General features: G+C 65.5%; 12 protein-coding genes. 1 reads left to right on the top strand and 11 read right to left on the bottom strand.

What is annotated here, in order from left to right:
* The 11 genes from murB to rsmH form a co-directional block, all read right to left on the bottom strand.
* Positions 1-918 (bottom strand): UDP-N-acetylmuramate dehydrogenase, encoded by a 918-nt coding sequence (gene murB / locus ACS3WB_RS04230; protein ID WP_438274366.1) that lies wholly within the window; start codon positions 916-918, stop codon positions 1-3.
* A 199-nt stretch (positions 919-1,117) separates the two neighbouring features.
* The gene (gene murC / locus ACS3WB_RS04225) at positions 1,118-2,521 is read right to left on the bottom strand and encodes a UDP-N-acetylmuramate--L-alanine ligase (protein ID WP_438274314.1); all 1,404 of its coding nucleotides are present in this window, start codon (positions 2,519-2,521) and stop codon (positions 1,118-1,120) included.
* Positions 2,522-2,640: 119 nt separating this feature from the next.
* Entirely contained in the window at positions 2,641-3,744 is a 1,104-nt protein-coding gene (gene murG / locus ACS3WB_RS04220; RefSeq protein WP_438274313.1) for an undecaprenyldiphospho-muramoylpentapeptide beta-N-acetylglucosaminyltransferase, read from the bottom strand.
* A gap of 173 nt (positions 3,745-3,917) precedes the next feature.
* Positions 3,918-5,069, bottom strand: coding sequence for a putative lipid II flippase FtsW (gene ftsW / locus ACS3WB_RS04215; RefSeq protein ID WP_438274312.1), 1,152 nt, complete (start codon positions 5,067-5,069; stop codon positions 3,918-3,920).
* A gap of 199 nt (positions 5,070-5,268) precedes the next feature.
* A complete protein-coding gene (murD, locus tag ACS3WB_RS04210) occupies positions 5,269-6,669 on the bottom strand; it encodes a UDP-N-acetylmuramoyl-L-alanine--D-glutamate ligase (protein ID WP_438274311.1) in 1,401 nt (466 codons plus the stop codon).
* 37 nt (positions 6,670-6,706) lie between these two features.
* Complete coding sequence (gene mraY / locus ACS3WB_RS04205; RefSeq protein ID WP_438274310.1) at positions 6,707-7,813, bottom strand: phospho-N-acetylmuramoyl-pentapeptide-transferase; 1,107 nt, start codon at positions 7,811-7,813, stop codon at positions 6,707-6,709.
* 8 nt (positions 7,814-7,821) lie between these two features.
* The gene (locus ACS3WB_RS04200) at positions 7,822-9,261 is read right to left on the bottom strand and encodes a UDP-N-acetylmuramoylalanyl-D-glutamyl-2,6-diaminopimelate--D-alanyl-D-alanine ligase (protein ID WP_438274309.1); all 1,440 of its coding nucleotides are present in this window, start codon (positions 9,259-9,261) and stop codon (positions 7,822-7,824) included.
* Positions 9,258-10,715, bottom strand: coding sequence for a UDP-N-acetylmuramoyl-L-alanyl-D-glutamate--2,6-diaminopimelate ligase (locus ACS3WB_RS04195; RefSeq protein WP_438274308.1), 1,458 nt, complete (start codon positions 10,713-10,715; stop codon positions 9,258-9,260). Before ACS3WB_RS04195 ends, ACS3WB_RS04200 begins: the two co-directional genes overlap by 4 nt.
* Before the next feature lie 37 nt (positions 10,716-10,752).
* Complete coding sequence (locus ACS3WB_RS04190; RefSeq protein WP_438274307.1) at positions 10,753-12,510, bottom strand: peptidoglycan D,D-transpeptidase FtsI family protein; 1,758 nt, start codon at positions 12,508-12,510, stop codon at positions 10,753-10,755.
* A complete protein-coding gene (ftsL, locus tag ACS3WB_RS04185; RefSeq protein ID WP_438274306.1) occupies positions 12,507-12,887 on the bottom strand; it encodes a cell division protein FtsL in 381 nt (126 codons plus the stop codon). The genes ACS3WB_RS04190 and ftsL overlap by 4 nt, the downstream gene beginning before the upstream one ends.
* A 3-nt stretch (positions 12,888-12,890) precedes the next feature.
* Positions 12,891-14,102, bottom strand: coding sequence for a 16S rRNA (cytosine(1402)-N(4))-methyltransferase RsmH (rsmH, locus tag ACS3WB_RS04180; RefSeq protein ID WP_438274305.1), 1,212 nt, complete (start codon positions 14,100-14,102; stop codon positions 12,891-12,893).
* A gap of 297 nt (positions 14,103-14,399) precedes the next feature.
* Between rsmH and ACS3WB_RS04175 the strand changes: the two genes are divergently transcribed.
* Positions 14,400-15,275 carry an N-acetylmuramoyl-L-alanine amidase gene (locus ACS3WB_RS04175; protein ID WP_438274304.1) on the top strand — a complete coding sequence of 292 codons (876 nt, stop codon included), beginning with the start codon at positions 14,400-14,402 and terminating at the stop codon, positions 15,273-15,275.
* Positions 15,276-15,458 lie beyond the last annotated feature (183 nt).

The raw sequence follows: 15,458 nt of genomic DNA, 5'->3' as shown, positions 1-15,458 counted from the left end.
CTATTCCAACCCGATCCGCTTGATTTCCCATTGCAGGTCGACGCCCGACTGCTTCTTCACCTGCGCGCGCACGAAGTCCCCCAGCGTCTCGATGTCGCGCGCGGTAGCATCGCCGGTATTGATGAGGAAATTGCAGTGCATCTCCGAGACCTGCGCGCCGCCGACGCGATGGCCGCGCATCCCGGCGGCATCGATCAGTTTCCATGCGCTCTGCCCCGGCGGATTCTTGAAGGTCGAGCCGCCGGTCTTGTCGCGGATCGGCTGCACGGTTTCGCGATGGCTCTGCACCTCGTCCATGCGCGCACGGATCGCCTCCGGCGCGACCTTGCGTCCGCGAAACGTCGCACCGGTGAAGATGACGGAAGGATAGATCGCGCTATTGCGGTATTCGAACTTCATGCCGGCATTGTCGAACGTCATCTTGTCGCCGCGGCGGCCGACGGCGCGCGCCTGAACCAGAACATCTTTTGTTTCGCTGCCGTTGGCGCCGGCATTCATGCGCAGCGCACCGCCGATGGTGCCGGGGATACCGAAATAGAATTCGAGGCCGCCGAGACCCGCCACGGCCGCAGCTTCGGCGACGCGCTTGTCGAGCGCCGCGGCGCCGGCGTGCAACGTCTCGCCGTCGGTCGCGATCTCCCCGAAGCCGCGCGCCGACAGGCGGATCACCACGCCCGGCAGGCCGCGGTCGCGCACGATCAGGTTGGAGCCGACGCCAATGCAGTAGATCGGAATTTCCTCCGGCAGATGCCGCAGGAAATAAGCGAGATCGTTTTCATCCGCCGGCGTGAACAGCACCTGCGCCGGACCGCCGACGCGAAACCATGTCAGCGGCGCGAGCGGCTCGTTCGCCAGCATCCGCCCGCGCAACTCCGGCATCTGCGATTTCAGTTTTGCGGTGACGTCGGGGAAGGTCATGGCTGCTTGAGCAATGGCGTCGCCGAACCGCACGGTCGGCTCTCTCCCCCCTTGTGGGGGAGGATCACGGAGGGGGATGTGCAACATGCACCGACGTTAAAGATACCCCCCTCTCCACCTCTCCCCCACAAGGGGGGAGAGAGCAGTCCATGCCACGCGGCAAATTCACCACTTTTCACAAACATCATCGCGAGGACCATCATCCCAGCGCCTTGAGTTCGCCCGGCAGCGCATAGGCCCACTGCGTGATGTTGCCGGCGCCGAGGCACACCACATAATCGCCGGGCTTCGCCAGACCTGCAATGACACCCGGCAGCGCCGCCGACTCCTGCAACGGCACCACCTGGCGGTGACCGTGAGCGCGCAGGCCGAGCACGAAGTGGTCGCGGTCGATGCCCTCGATCGGCGCCTCGCCCGCCGGATAGACCTCGGCGACGACCACGGTATCGGCATCGTTGAAGCACGTGCAGAATTCCTCGAACAGCGACTGCAGGCGGCTGTAGCGATGCGGCTGCACCACGGCGATGACCCGGCCGGCGGTGGACTCGCGCGCCGCTTTCAGCACCGCGGCGATCTCGACCGGATGATGACCGTAGTCGTCGATGATAGTGACGCCGTTCCAGTCGCCGGTCTTGGTAAAGCGCCGCTTGACGCCGCCGAACCCAGCGAGGGCGCTGCGGATGGTTGCGTCGGGAATGCCGAGTTCATGCGCCACCGCGATCGCCGCCGTGGCGTTGAGCGCGTTGTGGCGGCCGGGCATCGGCAGCACCAGATCGGAGATCTCGTGGGCGGCGTCGGTCTTGCGGTTGCGGAACACGACGCGGAAATGCGAGCCGCCGCCGTTCGGCGCGAGGTCGACCAGCCGGGCGTCGGCCTGCGGGTTCTCGCCGTAGGTGATGATGCGGCGGTCCTCGATCTTGCCGACCATGCTCTGCACGACGGCATGATCGATGCACATCACCGCGAAGCCGTAGAACGGCACGTTCTCGACAAACGAGCGGAATGCATCCTGCACGGCGTCGAAAGTCTTGAAGTGATCGAGATGCTCGGGATCGACATTGGTGACGATGGCGACGTCGGTCGGCAGTTTCAGAAACGTGCCGTCGCTTTCGTCGGCTTCCACCACCATCCACTCGCCCGCCCCCAACCGCGCATTGGTGCCATAGGCGTTGATGATGCCGCCGTTGATGACGGTGGGATCGAAATCGCCGGCGTCGAGCAGCGCCGCGACCATGGACGTGGTCGTGGTCTTGCCGTGGGTGCCTGCGATGGCGACGCAGCTTTTCAGCCGCATCAGTTCGGCGAGCATCTCGGCGCGACGCACGACGGGAATGCGCTGTGCGCGCGCCGCCATCAATTCGGGATTGTCGCGCCTGATCGCGGTGGAAACCACAAGCACGTCCGCGCCGTTCACGTTGCCGGCCTTGTGGCCGACCGTGACATGGATTCCCTTCTCGCGCAGGCGGCTGACATTGGCGCCCTCGGAAGCGTCCGAACCCTGCACTGTATAGCCGAGATTGCACAGCACCTCGGCGATGCCGCTCATGCCGATGCCGCCGATGCCGACGAAGTGGATGGGGCCGATTTCGCGCGGCAGTCTCATGTCTGTTCCTTGCCGTCATCGTCCCAAGCGGACGATCCGTATTCCGCGCCACCGATTCCCAGCGGCCGCACGGCGTACTGGATGCCCCGCTTTCGCGGGGCATGACAAGTCCGAATCAGCTAGATTCCGGCCACTTTAACGACCAGATCCGCGAGCCGCTCCGCCGCGTCGAGCCGGCCCACGGTGCGTGCTGCCGCCGCCATGGCCGCAAGCCGCGCCGGATCATCGGCCAGCGCGGACAATTCGGCCGCGAGACGTTCCGGCGTGAAATCCGCCTGCACGATGCGGATCGCGCCGCCGGCATCCGCCAGCACGCCGGCATTGGCGAACTGGTCCTGATCGATCGCGCCGGGAAGCGGCACCAGGATCGAGGCGCGCCCGATCGCGCCAAGCTCGGCCACCGTGCCTGCGCCGGAGCGGGAGACGATGATGTGACTCGACGCCAGCCGCGCCGGCAGGTCGGCGAAGAACGGCGCCAGCTCGGCATTAATCCCGAGCCGATCATAAACCGCGCGGACCCGCGCCATGTCTTCGTCGCGCACCTGCTGGGTCAGCACCAGCCGCCGCAGCAGTGCGGCTTCGAGCTTTTCGATCGCCGCCGGCACGATGTCGCTCATGACGCGCGCGCCCTGGCTGCCGCCGACCACGAGAACGCGGATGGGATCGCCCGGACCAGGCGCGGCAAAGGGAACGGCGGCGGCTGCGAGAATAGCCGGCCGCATCGGCGTGCCGGTCGTCGTGGTCTTGCCGATCAGCGAAGGCTCCTTGGCAAGCACGCCCGGCAGCGAGGTGGCGATGGCGCTGACGCGGCGCGACAGGAAGCGGTTGGCGCGGCCCATTACCGCGTTGGCGTCGTGGATCAGGGTCGGAATTCCGGCGAGCCGCGCGGCAAGCAGCGGCGGCAAGGTCGGATAACCGCCGAAGCCGATCACGGCGGCTGGCTTCAACCGATGCATCAGCTTGAACGCGACGGCCGTGCCGGTCGCGAGCATCAGGCCGGTGCGTGCCAGCGCCAGCGGCGAGCGGCCGCGCACGGTCTCGCTCGGCACCACGTCGGTCATGTCCTTCGAGAACAGCCCGCTATAGCGCAGCGCGCGCGAGTCCGTCACCAGCCGCACCCGCAGGCCGCGCTTCATCAGCTCGACGCCGAGCGCCTCGGCTGGAAACAGATGTCCCCCGGTGCCTCCGGCGGCGAGCAGGATGAGAGGTTGTTGTTCGGTCACAAGATCGTCACCCGGCCCAAATCACCATCGTCATGGCCGGGCTTCGTCCCGGCCATCCACGCCTTTTCCTATCACACGCTTGCAAAAGGTGGATGCCCGGCACCATGGGGGAGCACCGTTCTTCGAACGGCTATGGCCCGGGCATGAGGGTCAGGCCGCGGACACACATCCATCTACGCATAGCTCGCGGCGGCGGTGGCCTCGCCGATCGATTCCATTTCCGTGCGCGGCCGCTGCCGCGTCAGCGCCAGCATCAGGCCGACGCCATAAGCGAGCGAGACCATCGACGAGCCGCCATAGGAAATGAACGGCAGCGTCATGCCCTTGGCGGGGATCAGATGCAGGTTGACCGCCATGTTAATGGCCGCCTGCACGCCGAACATGATCGCGAGCCCGGACGCGGCGAAGCGCGAGAACAGATCCTCCGACGCGTAGGCGCGCGACAGGGTGCGCATGACGATGAAGGTGAACAACGCCAGCAGCGCAAGGCACATGATGATGCCGAATTCCTCGGCGCCGACCGCAAACACGAAGTCGGTGTGACTGTCGGGAAGGCTCCGCTTGGCGATGCCCTCGCCCGGACCGAGCCCGAACCAGCCGCCGTTGGCGAAAGCATCCATGGCGGTATCGACCTGGAATGTGTCGCCGGAAGCCGGATCCATGAATCGCTGGATGCGGACAGCGACATGAGGAACCAGCATATAGGCGGCGAACAATCCGGCGATCGCGGTGCCTGCGAGACCGAACACCCAGACGATGCGCATGCCGGCGATGAAGAACAGCGCTCCCCACACCATCAGGATCAGCATGGTCTGGCCGAAATCGGGCTCCAGCACCAGCAGCGTGACGAGTCCCAATAGCAGCGTCAGCGCCATCGAGGTCGCGGGCATCTCGGGCTTGCGCGCGGATTCCGAGAAGAGCCACGCCGCCAACACGACGAAAGCGGGTTTTGCGGATTCCGAAGCCTGAATGTTGACGCCGAGGATCGTGATCCAGCGTTTCGCGCCCTTGACCTCCGGGCCGAACACGAGCGTGGCTACGATCAGCACGATGCTGAGCCCGAACACGATCAGCGCCGAGCGACGGATCTGGCGCGGCGACAGGAACGACACGCCGACCATCACGACGACCGAGGGCAGCAGAAACAATACGTGGCGATGGAAGAAGTGAAACGGATCGAGTCCGATCCGGGTCGCGACCGAGGGGCTGGCGGCGAGCGACAGCACCACGCCGGTCAGCATCAGAAGGATCATGGCCGCCAGCAGCCACCGATCCACGGTCCACCACCATTCCGAGAGCGGCGTGCGTTGTTCGCGTGAAATCATGACGGATCCTGCGGGCGGAGATCACGCCATTGGTCCCCGATCGTGATTACCGGGAGGTTAAGGAAACCGGACAAGTTTTCGGGAGCGATTTTTTCCTCGTCATGCCCGCACCTGTTGCGGGCATCCACGTCTTAGGAACTGGAGCGAAAAAAGGCGGGTGGCCGGAATAGATCCGGCCATGATGAAGAGTCGGCTCCGTCTACATCACCGGCTTGACGCCCGGCAGTGCCCACACCAGTTCACGGAAACGGTCGCCGCGGACTTCAAAATTGCGGAACTGATCGAACGAGGCGCAGGCCGGCGACAGCAGCACCACGGCATCCGCAAGGCCCGACGCCTCGGCGTCGCGCGCGGCGGCGGGCACCGCTGCTTCCAGCGTCCCGCTGATCTCGTAATCCACTTTGCCGTCCAGCGTCGCCGCAAACTCCTTTGCCCCCTCGCCGATCAGATAGGCTTTGCGGACGCGCGGAAAGAACTCGGCGAGCGAGGCAATGCCGCCGCTCTTGGGCTTGCCGCCGGCAATCCAGAAAATGTCAGCGAAGGACGACAAGGCCTTCTCGGTGGCGTCGGCGTTGGTGCCCTTGGAGTCGTTGACGAACAGAACGTTGGCCTTGCGGCCGACCTGCTCCATGCGGTGCGCGAGCCCGGGAAAGCTGCGCAAGCCCTCTTGCAGGATCTCGTTGGTTACCCCGAGCGCGAGCGCAGCCGCCGAGGCGCAGGCGGCGTTCTGCGCGTTGTGCCGTCCGCGCAGCGAACCGATGCCGCCGATATCGGCGATTTCGGTCTGCGCTCCGCCGCTGGCGCGAACGATCCTGCCATGATCGACACAGATGCCGTCCGCGAGCGGCCGCTTCACCGAGACGCGCAGCACGTGCTTGCCGGCCTGTTCGATGCGATCAGCGGCGGCGCGGCTCCAGATATCGTCGACGCCGACGACAGCCGTGCCCTGCGGCTGCACGCTTGCAACCAGCCTCTCCTTCACCGCCGCATAGTGCTCGATTGTACCGTGACGGTCGAGATGATCGGGGCTGACATTGAGCAGGATGCCGACCGTCGGATCGAGCGAAGGTGTCAGGTCGATCTGATACGACGACATCTCGATGACATGTACGCGCCCCTTGCGCGGCGGCTCCAGCGACAGGATCGCGGTGCCGATATTGCCGCCCATCTGCACATCGTGACCGGCTTCGCGCATCAGATGCGCAACCAGCGCGGTGGTGGTGGACTTGCCGTTGGTGCCGGTGATGGCGACGAACGGCGCGTCGGGAACGTGGCGACGCCGCTCGCGGCAGAACAGTTCGATGTCGCCGATCACCTCGACGCCGGCCTCGTGCGCCGCCAGCGCGCTCCAGTGCGGCGTCGGATGGGTCAGCGGCACGCCAGGCGCAAGTACGAGCGCGGCGAAATTGCTCCACGCCACCGTGCGCAGGTCCGCGGTCATGAAGCCGGCCTGCGCGGCTCTTGCGACGTTGTCTGCGTTGTCGTCGGCGGCGATCACTTCGGCGCCGCCCGCTTTCAGCGCGTGGCAGCTCGCAAGACCGGAGCCGCCGAGGCCGAACACCGCGACCATTTTGCCGGCGAAGGAGGTAACGGGAATCATGGAAAGGCCTTGCCCACCGCGATGCTCAAACCGATCATCACCGCAGCTTCAGTGTTGAAAGACCTGCCAGCGCCAGCATCACCGAAATGATCCAGAACCGGATCACGATCTGCGGCTCGGTCCAGCCGAGCTGCTCGAAGTGATGGTGGATCGGCGCCATCTTGAAGATGCGTTTTCCCGTCAGCTTGAACGACGTCACCTGCACGATCACCGACACCGCTTCCAGCACGAACAGGCCGCCGATGACCGCCAGCACGATCTCATGCTTCACCGCGACCGCGATCGAGCCAAGCATGCCGCCGAGCGCCAGCGAACCGGTGTCCCCCATGAAGATCGAGGCCGGCGGCGCGTTGAACCAGAGGAAGCCGAGGCCCGCCCCGAGCACCGCGCCGCACAGCACCGCGAGTTCACCGGCGCCGGCGATGTAGTTGATCTGGAGGTAGTCGGCGAACACGGCATTGCCGGCGAGATAGGCGATCATGGCGAAGCTCGCAGACGCGATCATGACCGGCACGATGGCGAGACCGTCGAGACCATCGGTGAGGTTCACCGCATTGCCCGCGCCGACGATGATGAACGCGCCGAAAGCGAGGAAGAACCAGCCGAGGTCCAGCACCACGTCCTTGAAGAACGGGATCACCAGCGCGGTCGAGAACGGCTCGCGGCCGAGGCGGACCAGCGCATAGCAGGCGGCCAGTGCGATCACCAACTCCAGCATGAGGCGGGTCCGCCCGGCGAACCCGGCATGGGTCTGCTTCGTCACCTTCAGATAGTCGTCATAAAATCCGATGATGCCGAAACCGAGCGTCACCGCGAGCACGATCCAGACATAGGGATTGAGCGGATTGGCCCACAACACAGTCGACACGACAAGTCCCGACAGGATCATCAGGCCGCCCATGGTCGGCGTACCCTTCTTGCTGACAAGGTGTGACTGCGGCCCGTCGGAGCGGATCGGCTGTCCCTTGCCCTGGCGCAGGCGGAGGTTGTCAATGATCCAGGGGCCGAACAGGAACACGAACAACGCGCCGGTCACCATCGCGCCGCCGGTGCGGAAGGTAATGTAGCGGAAGACGTTCAGGAGCGGCTTGAAAATGCCGAGTCCCGGAACAGTGTTTGAAAGATCGATCAACCAATAAAACATGTGAAACCCTAAACCGCGACTCCGTCGTGCGCGGCGTTGCCGGGAAATCGCCTTTCGAGCGCCGTCACGATCACTTTCATTCGCGATCCGAGCGAGCCCTTGACCATGATGACGTCGCCGGCACGGATCGCCGCCACCACCTGCGATTCGAGCGCGCCCGATCCCTCTGCATAGCCGCCCCGCCTGCCGGAGGAAAGCGCATCCCACAGGTTGCGCATCAAGGGACCGCAGCAAAATACCATGTCGATGGCATTGGCATTGATCGGCTCGGTCAGGCCGCGGTGCAGATCGGCACTTCCGGGACCGAGTTCCAGCATGTCGCCCAGCACGGCGATGCGACGGCCCTGCGTGCCCGTTTCAGCCTGGCCGAGCACGTTGAGCGCCGCCGCCATCGAGGCCGGATTGGCGTTGTAGCTCTCGTCGATCAATGTCGCTTCGCCGTTCAGCACGTTCAGGACATGACGCACGCCGCGTCCCGCAGCCGGCTGCGCCTGCGACAGCGCAAGACCCGCCAGCGCGAGATCCGCGCCGGCCAGCGACGCCGCCGCCAGCACCGCCAGCGAGTTCATGGCCATGTGGCGGCCGGGCATAGCGAGCTTGTAGGTCAACTCATGACCGAGAATTCCGGCATGCACGGCTAAACACGCCGGATGCAACGCCAGGTCGAGCAGGCGCGCGTCGGCCTCCTCGTCCGCGCCGAACGAGACGATCCTCGCGATGCCGAGCTTCTCGGCGCGCTGCCGCAGCCGCGCGAACTGCGCATTGTCGCGGTTCAGCACGACTACGCCGCCCGGCTCGACGCCTTCGAAAATTTCCGCCTTGGCGTCGGCGATCGCCTCGACGCCGGAGAAAAATTCCAGATGCACCGGCTCGACCGTGGTGATAACAGCGATATGCGGCCGCACCATCTTCACCAGCGGCGCGATCTCGCCGGCGTGATTCATCCCGATCTCGAAGATCGCGAAACGCGCGTCCGCCGGGCAGCGCGCCAGCGTCAGCGGTACGCCCCAGTGGTTGTTGAACGAGGCCACCGAGGCGTGGGTCTTGCCCTGCGCGGCCAGCACGCTCCGTAACGCTTCCTTGGTCGAGGTCTTGCCGACCGAGCCCGTCACTGCGATCACCTGCGCTGAAAGCCGCGCGCGCGAGGCCCGCGCCAGATCGCACAATGCGGCAAGCACATCCTCGACGATCAACAAAGGTACATCGGCGGCGAAATTGTCGCGCTGCGCGGCTTCGACGACGGCCAGCGCTGCGCCCGCCTTCAAGGCCGCATCGACGAAGGCATGGCCATCATGCACGTCACCCTTGATCGCGAAATAGGCCTCGTCAGGTGCAATGGTGCGGCTGTCGATGGAGACGCCGGTGACGACCGCGGGCAACGCCCCTCGCCTTTCGGCGCGCATCGCCGCGGCCATCGCGTCCAGTGTCCACAACGGCTGCGTGCTCATGCCACTCTCGCTGCCAACGCCGCCGCCGCCGCCTCGTGATCGCTGAACGGCAGCACCCGGTCGCCGACGATCTGTCCGGTCTCGTGGCCCTTGCCGGCGATCAGCAATGCGTCTCCAGGCTGCAGATCCGCGATAGCGGTCTGGATCGCCTCGGCGCGATCGCCGATCTCGCGCGCGTCGCGCGCGGCCGCGAGGATCGCAGCGCGGATCGCAGCGGGATCTTCGCTGCGCGGATTGTCGTCGGTGACGATAACCGCATCAGCATTGTTGACGGCGATCTCACCCATCAGCGGACGTTTGCCCGCGTCGCGGTCGCCGCCCGCGCCGAACACCACCACGAGCCGCCGCCTGGCATACGGCCGCAGCGCTTGCAGCGCCTTCGCCAGCGCATCCGGCTTGTGCGCGTAATCGACGAAGACCGGCGCGCCGTTGCGCTCGCCAACCAGTTCGAGCCGCCCCTTGGCGCCCTCGAGATGCTCGAGCGCAGCGAACACCTGATCGGCATCGCCGCCGGTGCCGATGACAAGACCCGCCGACACCAGTGCGTTCTCGATCTGGAATTCGCCGACCAGCGGCAGACGTATGATGCGATCTCGCCCCACATGTTCGAGAGTCACCCGTTGCGCAAAGCCCTCGATAGCGGCATCAACTAGACGAATGCCGAGGTGCGCGCCGTCGCCACGACGGCCGATGCGCATCACCGGCAGGTTGCGCGCGGTCGCCGCCTCGATCACCGTGCCCGAGCAATCGTGATCGGCGGAAATCACGGCGACGCCGTCCGGCTCAACCAGTTCGCGGAACAGCCGCAGTTTCGTCTCGAGATAGTGCGCGACGGTCGGATGATAATCCATGTGGTCGCGCGAGAGATTGGTGAAGCCTGCGGCGCGCACACGCACGCCGTCGAGGCGATGCTGGTCGAGTCCGTGCGACGATGCCTCCAGCGCGAGATGCGTTACGCCCTCGCCGGCAAGCTGATCGAGTTCGCGATGCAGCGCGATCGGATCGGGCGTCGTCACTGAGCCGTAGACGTTGCGCGAGGGCGAGACCACACCGATGGTGCCAATGCTCGCGGCGGGATGCCCGAGCCGCTGCCAGATCTGCCGCGTGAAGGCTGCGACGGAAGTTTTGCCGCTGGTTCCGGTAACGGCTGCGATCGTCCCCGGCTGCCGCGGAAAAAATTTCGACGCCGCCAGCGCCAGCGCACGGCGCGGATTCGACGTCACGATGAACGGAACGCGACTACCCCCTGGCGCGTGTTCACCGGCAACCGCGACGGCACCGGCGGCGACCGCGGCATCGACGAATCGCGCGCCATCGGTCGTCGTGCCGGCAAGCGCGAAAAACACATCGCCCGGCTTTACGTCGCGGCTGTCCGCGGCAAGGCCCGTGACGGCCAACTCGCCCGTGCGCGCGTCCATGGCGGCATCGTCGCCGAAAAGCTCGCGAAGTTTCATGCTCTCCTGGTCCCGGCCCGCGCGGCTGGCCCCGCGTTTACTGCGTCGCTCGGGATGCCGCAAGAATAAGGCGGTCGGACGGCGGCAGATCGAACCGGGGCTGGACGCCGAGAAGCGGCGCGATGCGGGCGATTACCTTGCCGCCGGTCGGCACCGCGTTCCAGCCGGAGGTGATGAAGCCGAACGTCTCCTTGAGCGGCTGCGGCTCGTCCAGCATCACCAGAAGCTGGTACTGGGGATTGTCCGCCGGCAGGATCGCGGTGAAGGCGTTGAGCACGCGCTTCTTGGCATAGCGGCCGTTGATGACCTTCTCGGCGGTGCCGGTCTTGCCGCCGACATAATAGCCCTTGACGTCCGCTTTCTTCGCGGTGCCGACCTCGGCGTTCAGCCGCAGCAGGAAACGCATCTTGTCGCTGGTTTCCTTTTTAATAACCCGCTTGGCGAGTTTCATCGCTTCCGCTTCGGATCGCTTCAGGAAGGTCGGCGGAATGAGGTAACCGCCGTTGACCAGCGCATCGATTCCCATCACGGCCTGCAAGGGCGCCACCGCGATGCCGTGTCCGAAGGCAATGGTGACGGTGTTCAGTTCGCCCCACTTGCGCGGCAGGATCGGCGAGGCGCTTTCCGGCAATTCGGTGCGCAGGCGCTCCATCTGCCCCATCTTGCGCAGGAAGGCCTTGTGGGCCTCGACGCCTTGCGCAAGCGCGATCCGCGCCGCGCCGATGTTGGACGAATAGGTAAACACCTCTTTCATGTTGATGAAGCGGCCGAGCCGATGGTCGTCATGAATCGTGAAGCGGCCGAAATGCAGCGGCGCACGCGCATCCCACATCGAATTCAGATCGTACTTGCCGGAGTCGAGCGCCATCGCCAGCGTGAAGGCCTTGAAGGTCGACCCCATTTCGTACACGCCCGTGGTCAGGCGGTTGATGCGATCGGGATCGTGCGCCTCTTTCGGATTGTTCGGATCGAAGTCCGGCAGCGAGACCATCGCGACGATCTCGCCGGTGCGCACATTAGAGACGAGGCCCGAGGCCGCCTTGGCGTGATAGTGCTCCTTGGCCTTGAGCAGTTCGTCGCGCAGCGCGTGCTCGACGCGCAGGTCGATGGACAGTTCCACCGGTTTCTGCAGGCGGTCGGTAGCGAAACCGGCGCGATGCAGATCGGCGAGCCCGTTGGTGTCGAGCCACTTCTCCATGCCTGCGATGCCCTGGTTGTCGATATTGACCAGGCCGATCAGGTGCGCGACCTCGCTGCCGCTTGGATAGACGCGCTTGTTCTCGCGCAGAAAGCCGATACCCGGAATGCCGAGATTATGGATTTCCTTCTGCTGCGACGGGGTGATCTCGCGCTTGAGCCAGACGAAGCCCTTGCGGGTGCCGAGACGCTGACGGACCTCGGCGGTTTCAAGGTCGGGAAGCGTTGCCGTCAGCAGTTCGACCGCTTCGTCGCGATCGATGATGCGGCGTGGCTCGCCGAACAGGCTCGGCGCCTTGACGTCGGTGGCGAGAATCTGGCCGTTGCGATCGACGATATCGGGCCGAGCAGTGGCGATGGCATCCTGCGACGCCGTGTGGTGTCCTCCCCGCTCATCCGGGAATGCCGCAAACATCACGAGGCGCGCTGCGATCACCGCATATATCAGACCGAATATGATAATGACGAGGCCGACGCGCACCCGCGCCTTGGCGGCGCGATCGACGTTGCGCCCGTAGAGCAGGTTGCGGATCATGCGCTGGCTCCACGCCACCGACAGCGTGCGGCTGACGCCTCCGGGTCTGTTCCGGCCGGTCATCGCGGGCCCTCCGACGCGGGAAGCGAGCCGGTGATGACATCAGGATCGACGATCTCGATCATGGCGCCGATCGGGTCCGCAGTGCCGGGCGGCACCAGGCTCGGCGGCCGCTCCGGCAGGTTCTTCAGCGAATCGAATTGCGTGGCCTCAATGGGCTTCAGTTTCAAGTGCCGTTCGGCCAGAACCTGCAGCCGCCTCGGCGCGTCGAGCCTGGCCCATTCCGAACGCAAGGCCGCGATCGCTTCCCGCTGCTCGCGCACCTGAGCGTGAAGCCGCAGCACGCGCTCGGTGCGAGCCGTGGAATCCATCTTGATGCGGTAGACATAGGATGCCGCATAGACCAGTGCGCAGACGACGAGGAAATGGATGATCCGCATCGATCAGCCTCCCCGCATCGCGTTTGTTAGCGAAGGCCAGTCCGGATGCGTGTCCGCGTCGAACGCCGGCGCGGCGGTGCGTTCGGCGGCGCGCAGCTTGGCGGAGCGGGCGCGCGGGTTGGCGCGTACCTCGTCTTCTTCCGCTGTCACCGGACGACGCGTCAGAATGGCAAAGCTCGGCGCGGCGCGTTCGATTTCCGGCCGGTGGCGCGAACCGCCGCCCGCCTTGCCGCGCGCGGCGAAGAAGTTCTTGACGATGCGGTCTTCCAGCGAATGAAAGGACACTACCGCGAGCCGGCCGCCCGGCTTGAGCACACGCTCCGCCGCCGCCAGCGCCGCGATCAGTTCATCAAGCTCCTCGTTGACGAAAATCCGCAACGCCTGGAACGTCCGCGTCGCGGGATGGATCTCGTGCGGCTTGGCGCGAACCACCCTCGAGACGATGTCGGCCAGCGCCCGCGTGGTCACGATCGGCGCGTCCCGCCGCGCGGCAACGATGGCGCGCGCCACCGCGCGCGAGCGCCGTTCCTCGCCGAAGATATAGATGATATTGGCGAGATCGGTCTCGGAGGCGCGCGCCACCACGTCGGCCGCGGTCGGCCCCTGCCCGCTCATGCGCATGTCGAGCGGACCATCGAGACGAAACGAGAAGCCGCGACCGGCCTCGTCGAGTTGCATCGAGGATACCCCGACATCCATGACGATGCCGTCGACGGCGTCAGCGCCCCCCGCGGCGCAGATCGTGGCAAGATTGGAAAAGCGGTCCTCGACCAGCGTCAGCCTGCCGCCGGACTGCTCGACCAGATCGAAACCGCCGGCAATCGCGGTACGGTCGCGGTCGATTCCGATCACGCGGGTATCGGCAGTGGCAAGGATGGCGCGGGAATAGCCCCCGGCTCCGAAGGTCGCATCGACGTAGACGCCGCCCGCACGCGGCGCGAGCATGGCGACAGCCTCGCGGCCGAGCACGGGCACATGACGAACCGGTAGAACCGTCATGGTCCCACCCCCGATGGTTCCGCCCCCGTCCGCAAATGCATTGTTCTCGACACGCGCGCGCCCATTCCGCCTTGAATGCCCGATAACCAACCGGCCGCGTCGATCCTCAAGGCCCCTCGCCAAGGCGGGTCTAGCCGGCTTGGTCCCCGCCAGCTTCCGCGCCAGGAGATCGACTGACAAACCCGGGCTTCCGCATGGAATTTGAGGGGCTGCCATGGGGATTTCGAGCGCAAATGGGACCTCGGCCGCCCCGAAACCGGTTCGGCACTTCATCACTCAGTAACGGCGGTTAGCGTTAAGAAAGTGTTGATGGTTTCGGCTGGAATCGAGTTGTTGCGTCCGATGCGCCGCGCGGAGATTCAGCATTCCAAAGTCGGGGAAAAGGCGAAAGAGGGTCGGGCTTCGATTGCCTGCCGGACCAGGCGTCCGGATAGTGATCCCACTTTGAGTCGTCGATAACGGACCGCGCGCTTTCCGCCTCGTGCCGTTCTCCTATCTGTTCCGGGTTGTTGCATGCTATCAGGTCCGTCCGCATACGCTTATTCTGATCCCAGACGTCGACGTCCTCTCCCGGTCCCCAAGGCTCTCGCTGGAATGCCGACCTTCATCCCGGACTCATCGGTAGTCTCCGATACCGTGCCCTCCATGAATTTCGGCGACCGGGCCAAAGGGCGGCAGCCGGACATGATCGTGCTGCACTATACCGGGATGCCCGACGTCGAAGGCGCGCTGGCGCGACTGTGCACCTCCGGCACCGACGTGTCCGCACATTATGTTGTGCTCGAGGACGGCCGCGTTGTGCAGTGCGTCCAGGAGGCCAAGCGGGCCTGGCACGCCGGCGTCGCCTCATGGGCCGGCGAAGAGGACATCAACTCCTGCTCGATCGGCATCGAGATCGTCAATCGCGGCCATGACTGGGGCTATCCGGACTATCCGCTCCGGCAGATCGCTGCTGTCATCGCGCTGTGCCGCGGCATCATTATTCGGCGCGACATTCCGCCCTGGCGCGTTGTCGGGCATTCCGACGTCGCGCCTGCACGCAAGAAAGATCCCGGCGAAAAATTTCCGTGGCACGCACTGGCGGATTCCGGCGTCGGGCACTGGGTCCAGCCGGCGCCGATCGTGCCGGGCGACGTGATGATGAAGACCGGCAGCGAGGGCGAGGAGGTCCGCGCGCTCCAGCAGTCGCTGGCTCAATACGGCTACGGCATCAAGGCCAGTGGGACATTCGACAACACCACCGCCGAAGTGGTCACGGCCTTTCAGCGCCACTTCCGGCCGGAACGTGTCGACGGCGCTGCCGATCAGTCGACGCTGAAAACGTTGCAATCCCTGCTCGAGAGCCTGCCGGGCGCGGCCAACGCGGCCTCACACGAGACGAGTTCCTGAATTCCGGAAGGAACGCCCGGCTGCCGTGCGGCCGTTTGCGCCCGCTCCGGTGTCGCGGCGATGGAAAAGCCGACAAGGCCGTCCTATACTCAGCCCGTTGTCAGTGGCACACGCCGGGTGACAACCGGCCGCTACGGGGATGATGGACGTAGCCTCTTTTGCCGGTTTCAGGCTGCGGTACCA

Source organism: Nitrobacter sp., from assembly GCF_051535215.1.
Taxonomy (GTDB): domain Bacteria; phylum Pseudomonadota; class Alphaproteobacteria; order Rhizobiales; family Xanthobacteraceae; genus Nitrobacter.
This window is presented reverse-complemented; position numbering and strand designations above follow the sequence as displayed.

Bases quoted from the DNA above. Each gene is read 5' to 3' on its own strand.
- ACS3WB_RS04200 (WP_438274309.1), bottom strand. From the start codon at position 9,261: ATGAGCACGCAGCCGTTGTGGACACTGGACGCGATGGCCGCGGCGATG.
- ACS3WB_RS04190 (WP_438274307.1), bottom strand. From the start codon at position 12,510: ATGACCGGCCGGAACAGACCCGGAGGCGTCAGCCGCACGCTGTCGGTG.
- rsmH (WP_438274305.1), bottom strand. From the start codon at position 14,102: ATGGCAGCCCCTCAAATTCCATGCGGAAGCCCGGGTTTGTCAGTCGAT.
- murD (WP_438274311.1), bottom strand. From the start codon at position 6,669: ATGATTCCCGTTACCTCCTTCGCCGGCAAAATGGTCGCGGTGTTCGGC.
- ftsL (WP_438274306.1), bottom strand. From the start codon at position 12,887: ATGCGGATCATCCATTTCCTCGTCGTCTGCGCACTGGTCTATGCGGCA.
- ACS3WB_RS04175 (WP_438274304.1), top strand. From the start codon at position 14,400: ATGCTATCAGGTCCGTCCGCATACGCTTATTCTGATCCCAGACGTCGA.
- murC (WP_438274314.1), bottom strand. From the start codon at position 2,521: ATGAGACTGCCGCGCGAAATCGGCCCCATCCACTTCGTCGGCATCGGC.
- mraY (WP_438274310.1), bottom strand. From the start codon at position 7,813: ATGTTTTATTGGTTGATCGATCTTTCAAACACTGTTCCGGGACTCGGC.
- ACS3WB_RS04195 (WP_438274308.1), bottom strand. From the start codon at position 10,715: ATGAAACTTCGCGAGCTTTTCGGCGACGATGCCGCCATGGACGCGCGC.
- murB (WP_438274366.1), bottom strand. From the start codon at position 918: ATGACCTTCCCCGACGTCACCGCAAAACTGAAATCGCAGATGCCGGAG.
- ftsW (WP_438274312.1), bottom strand. From the start codon at position 5,069: ATGATTTCACGCGAACAACGCACGCCGCTCTCGGAATGGTGGTGGACC.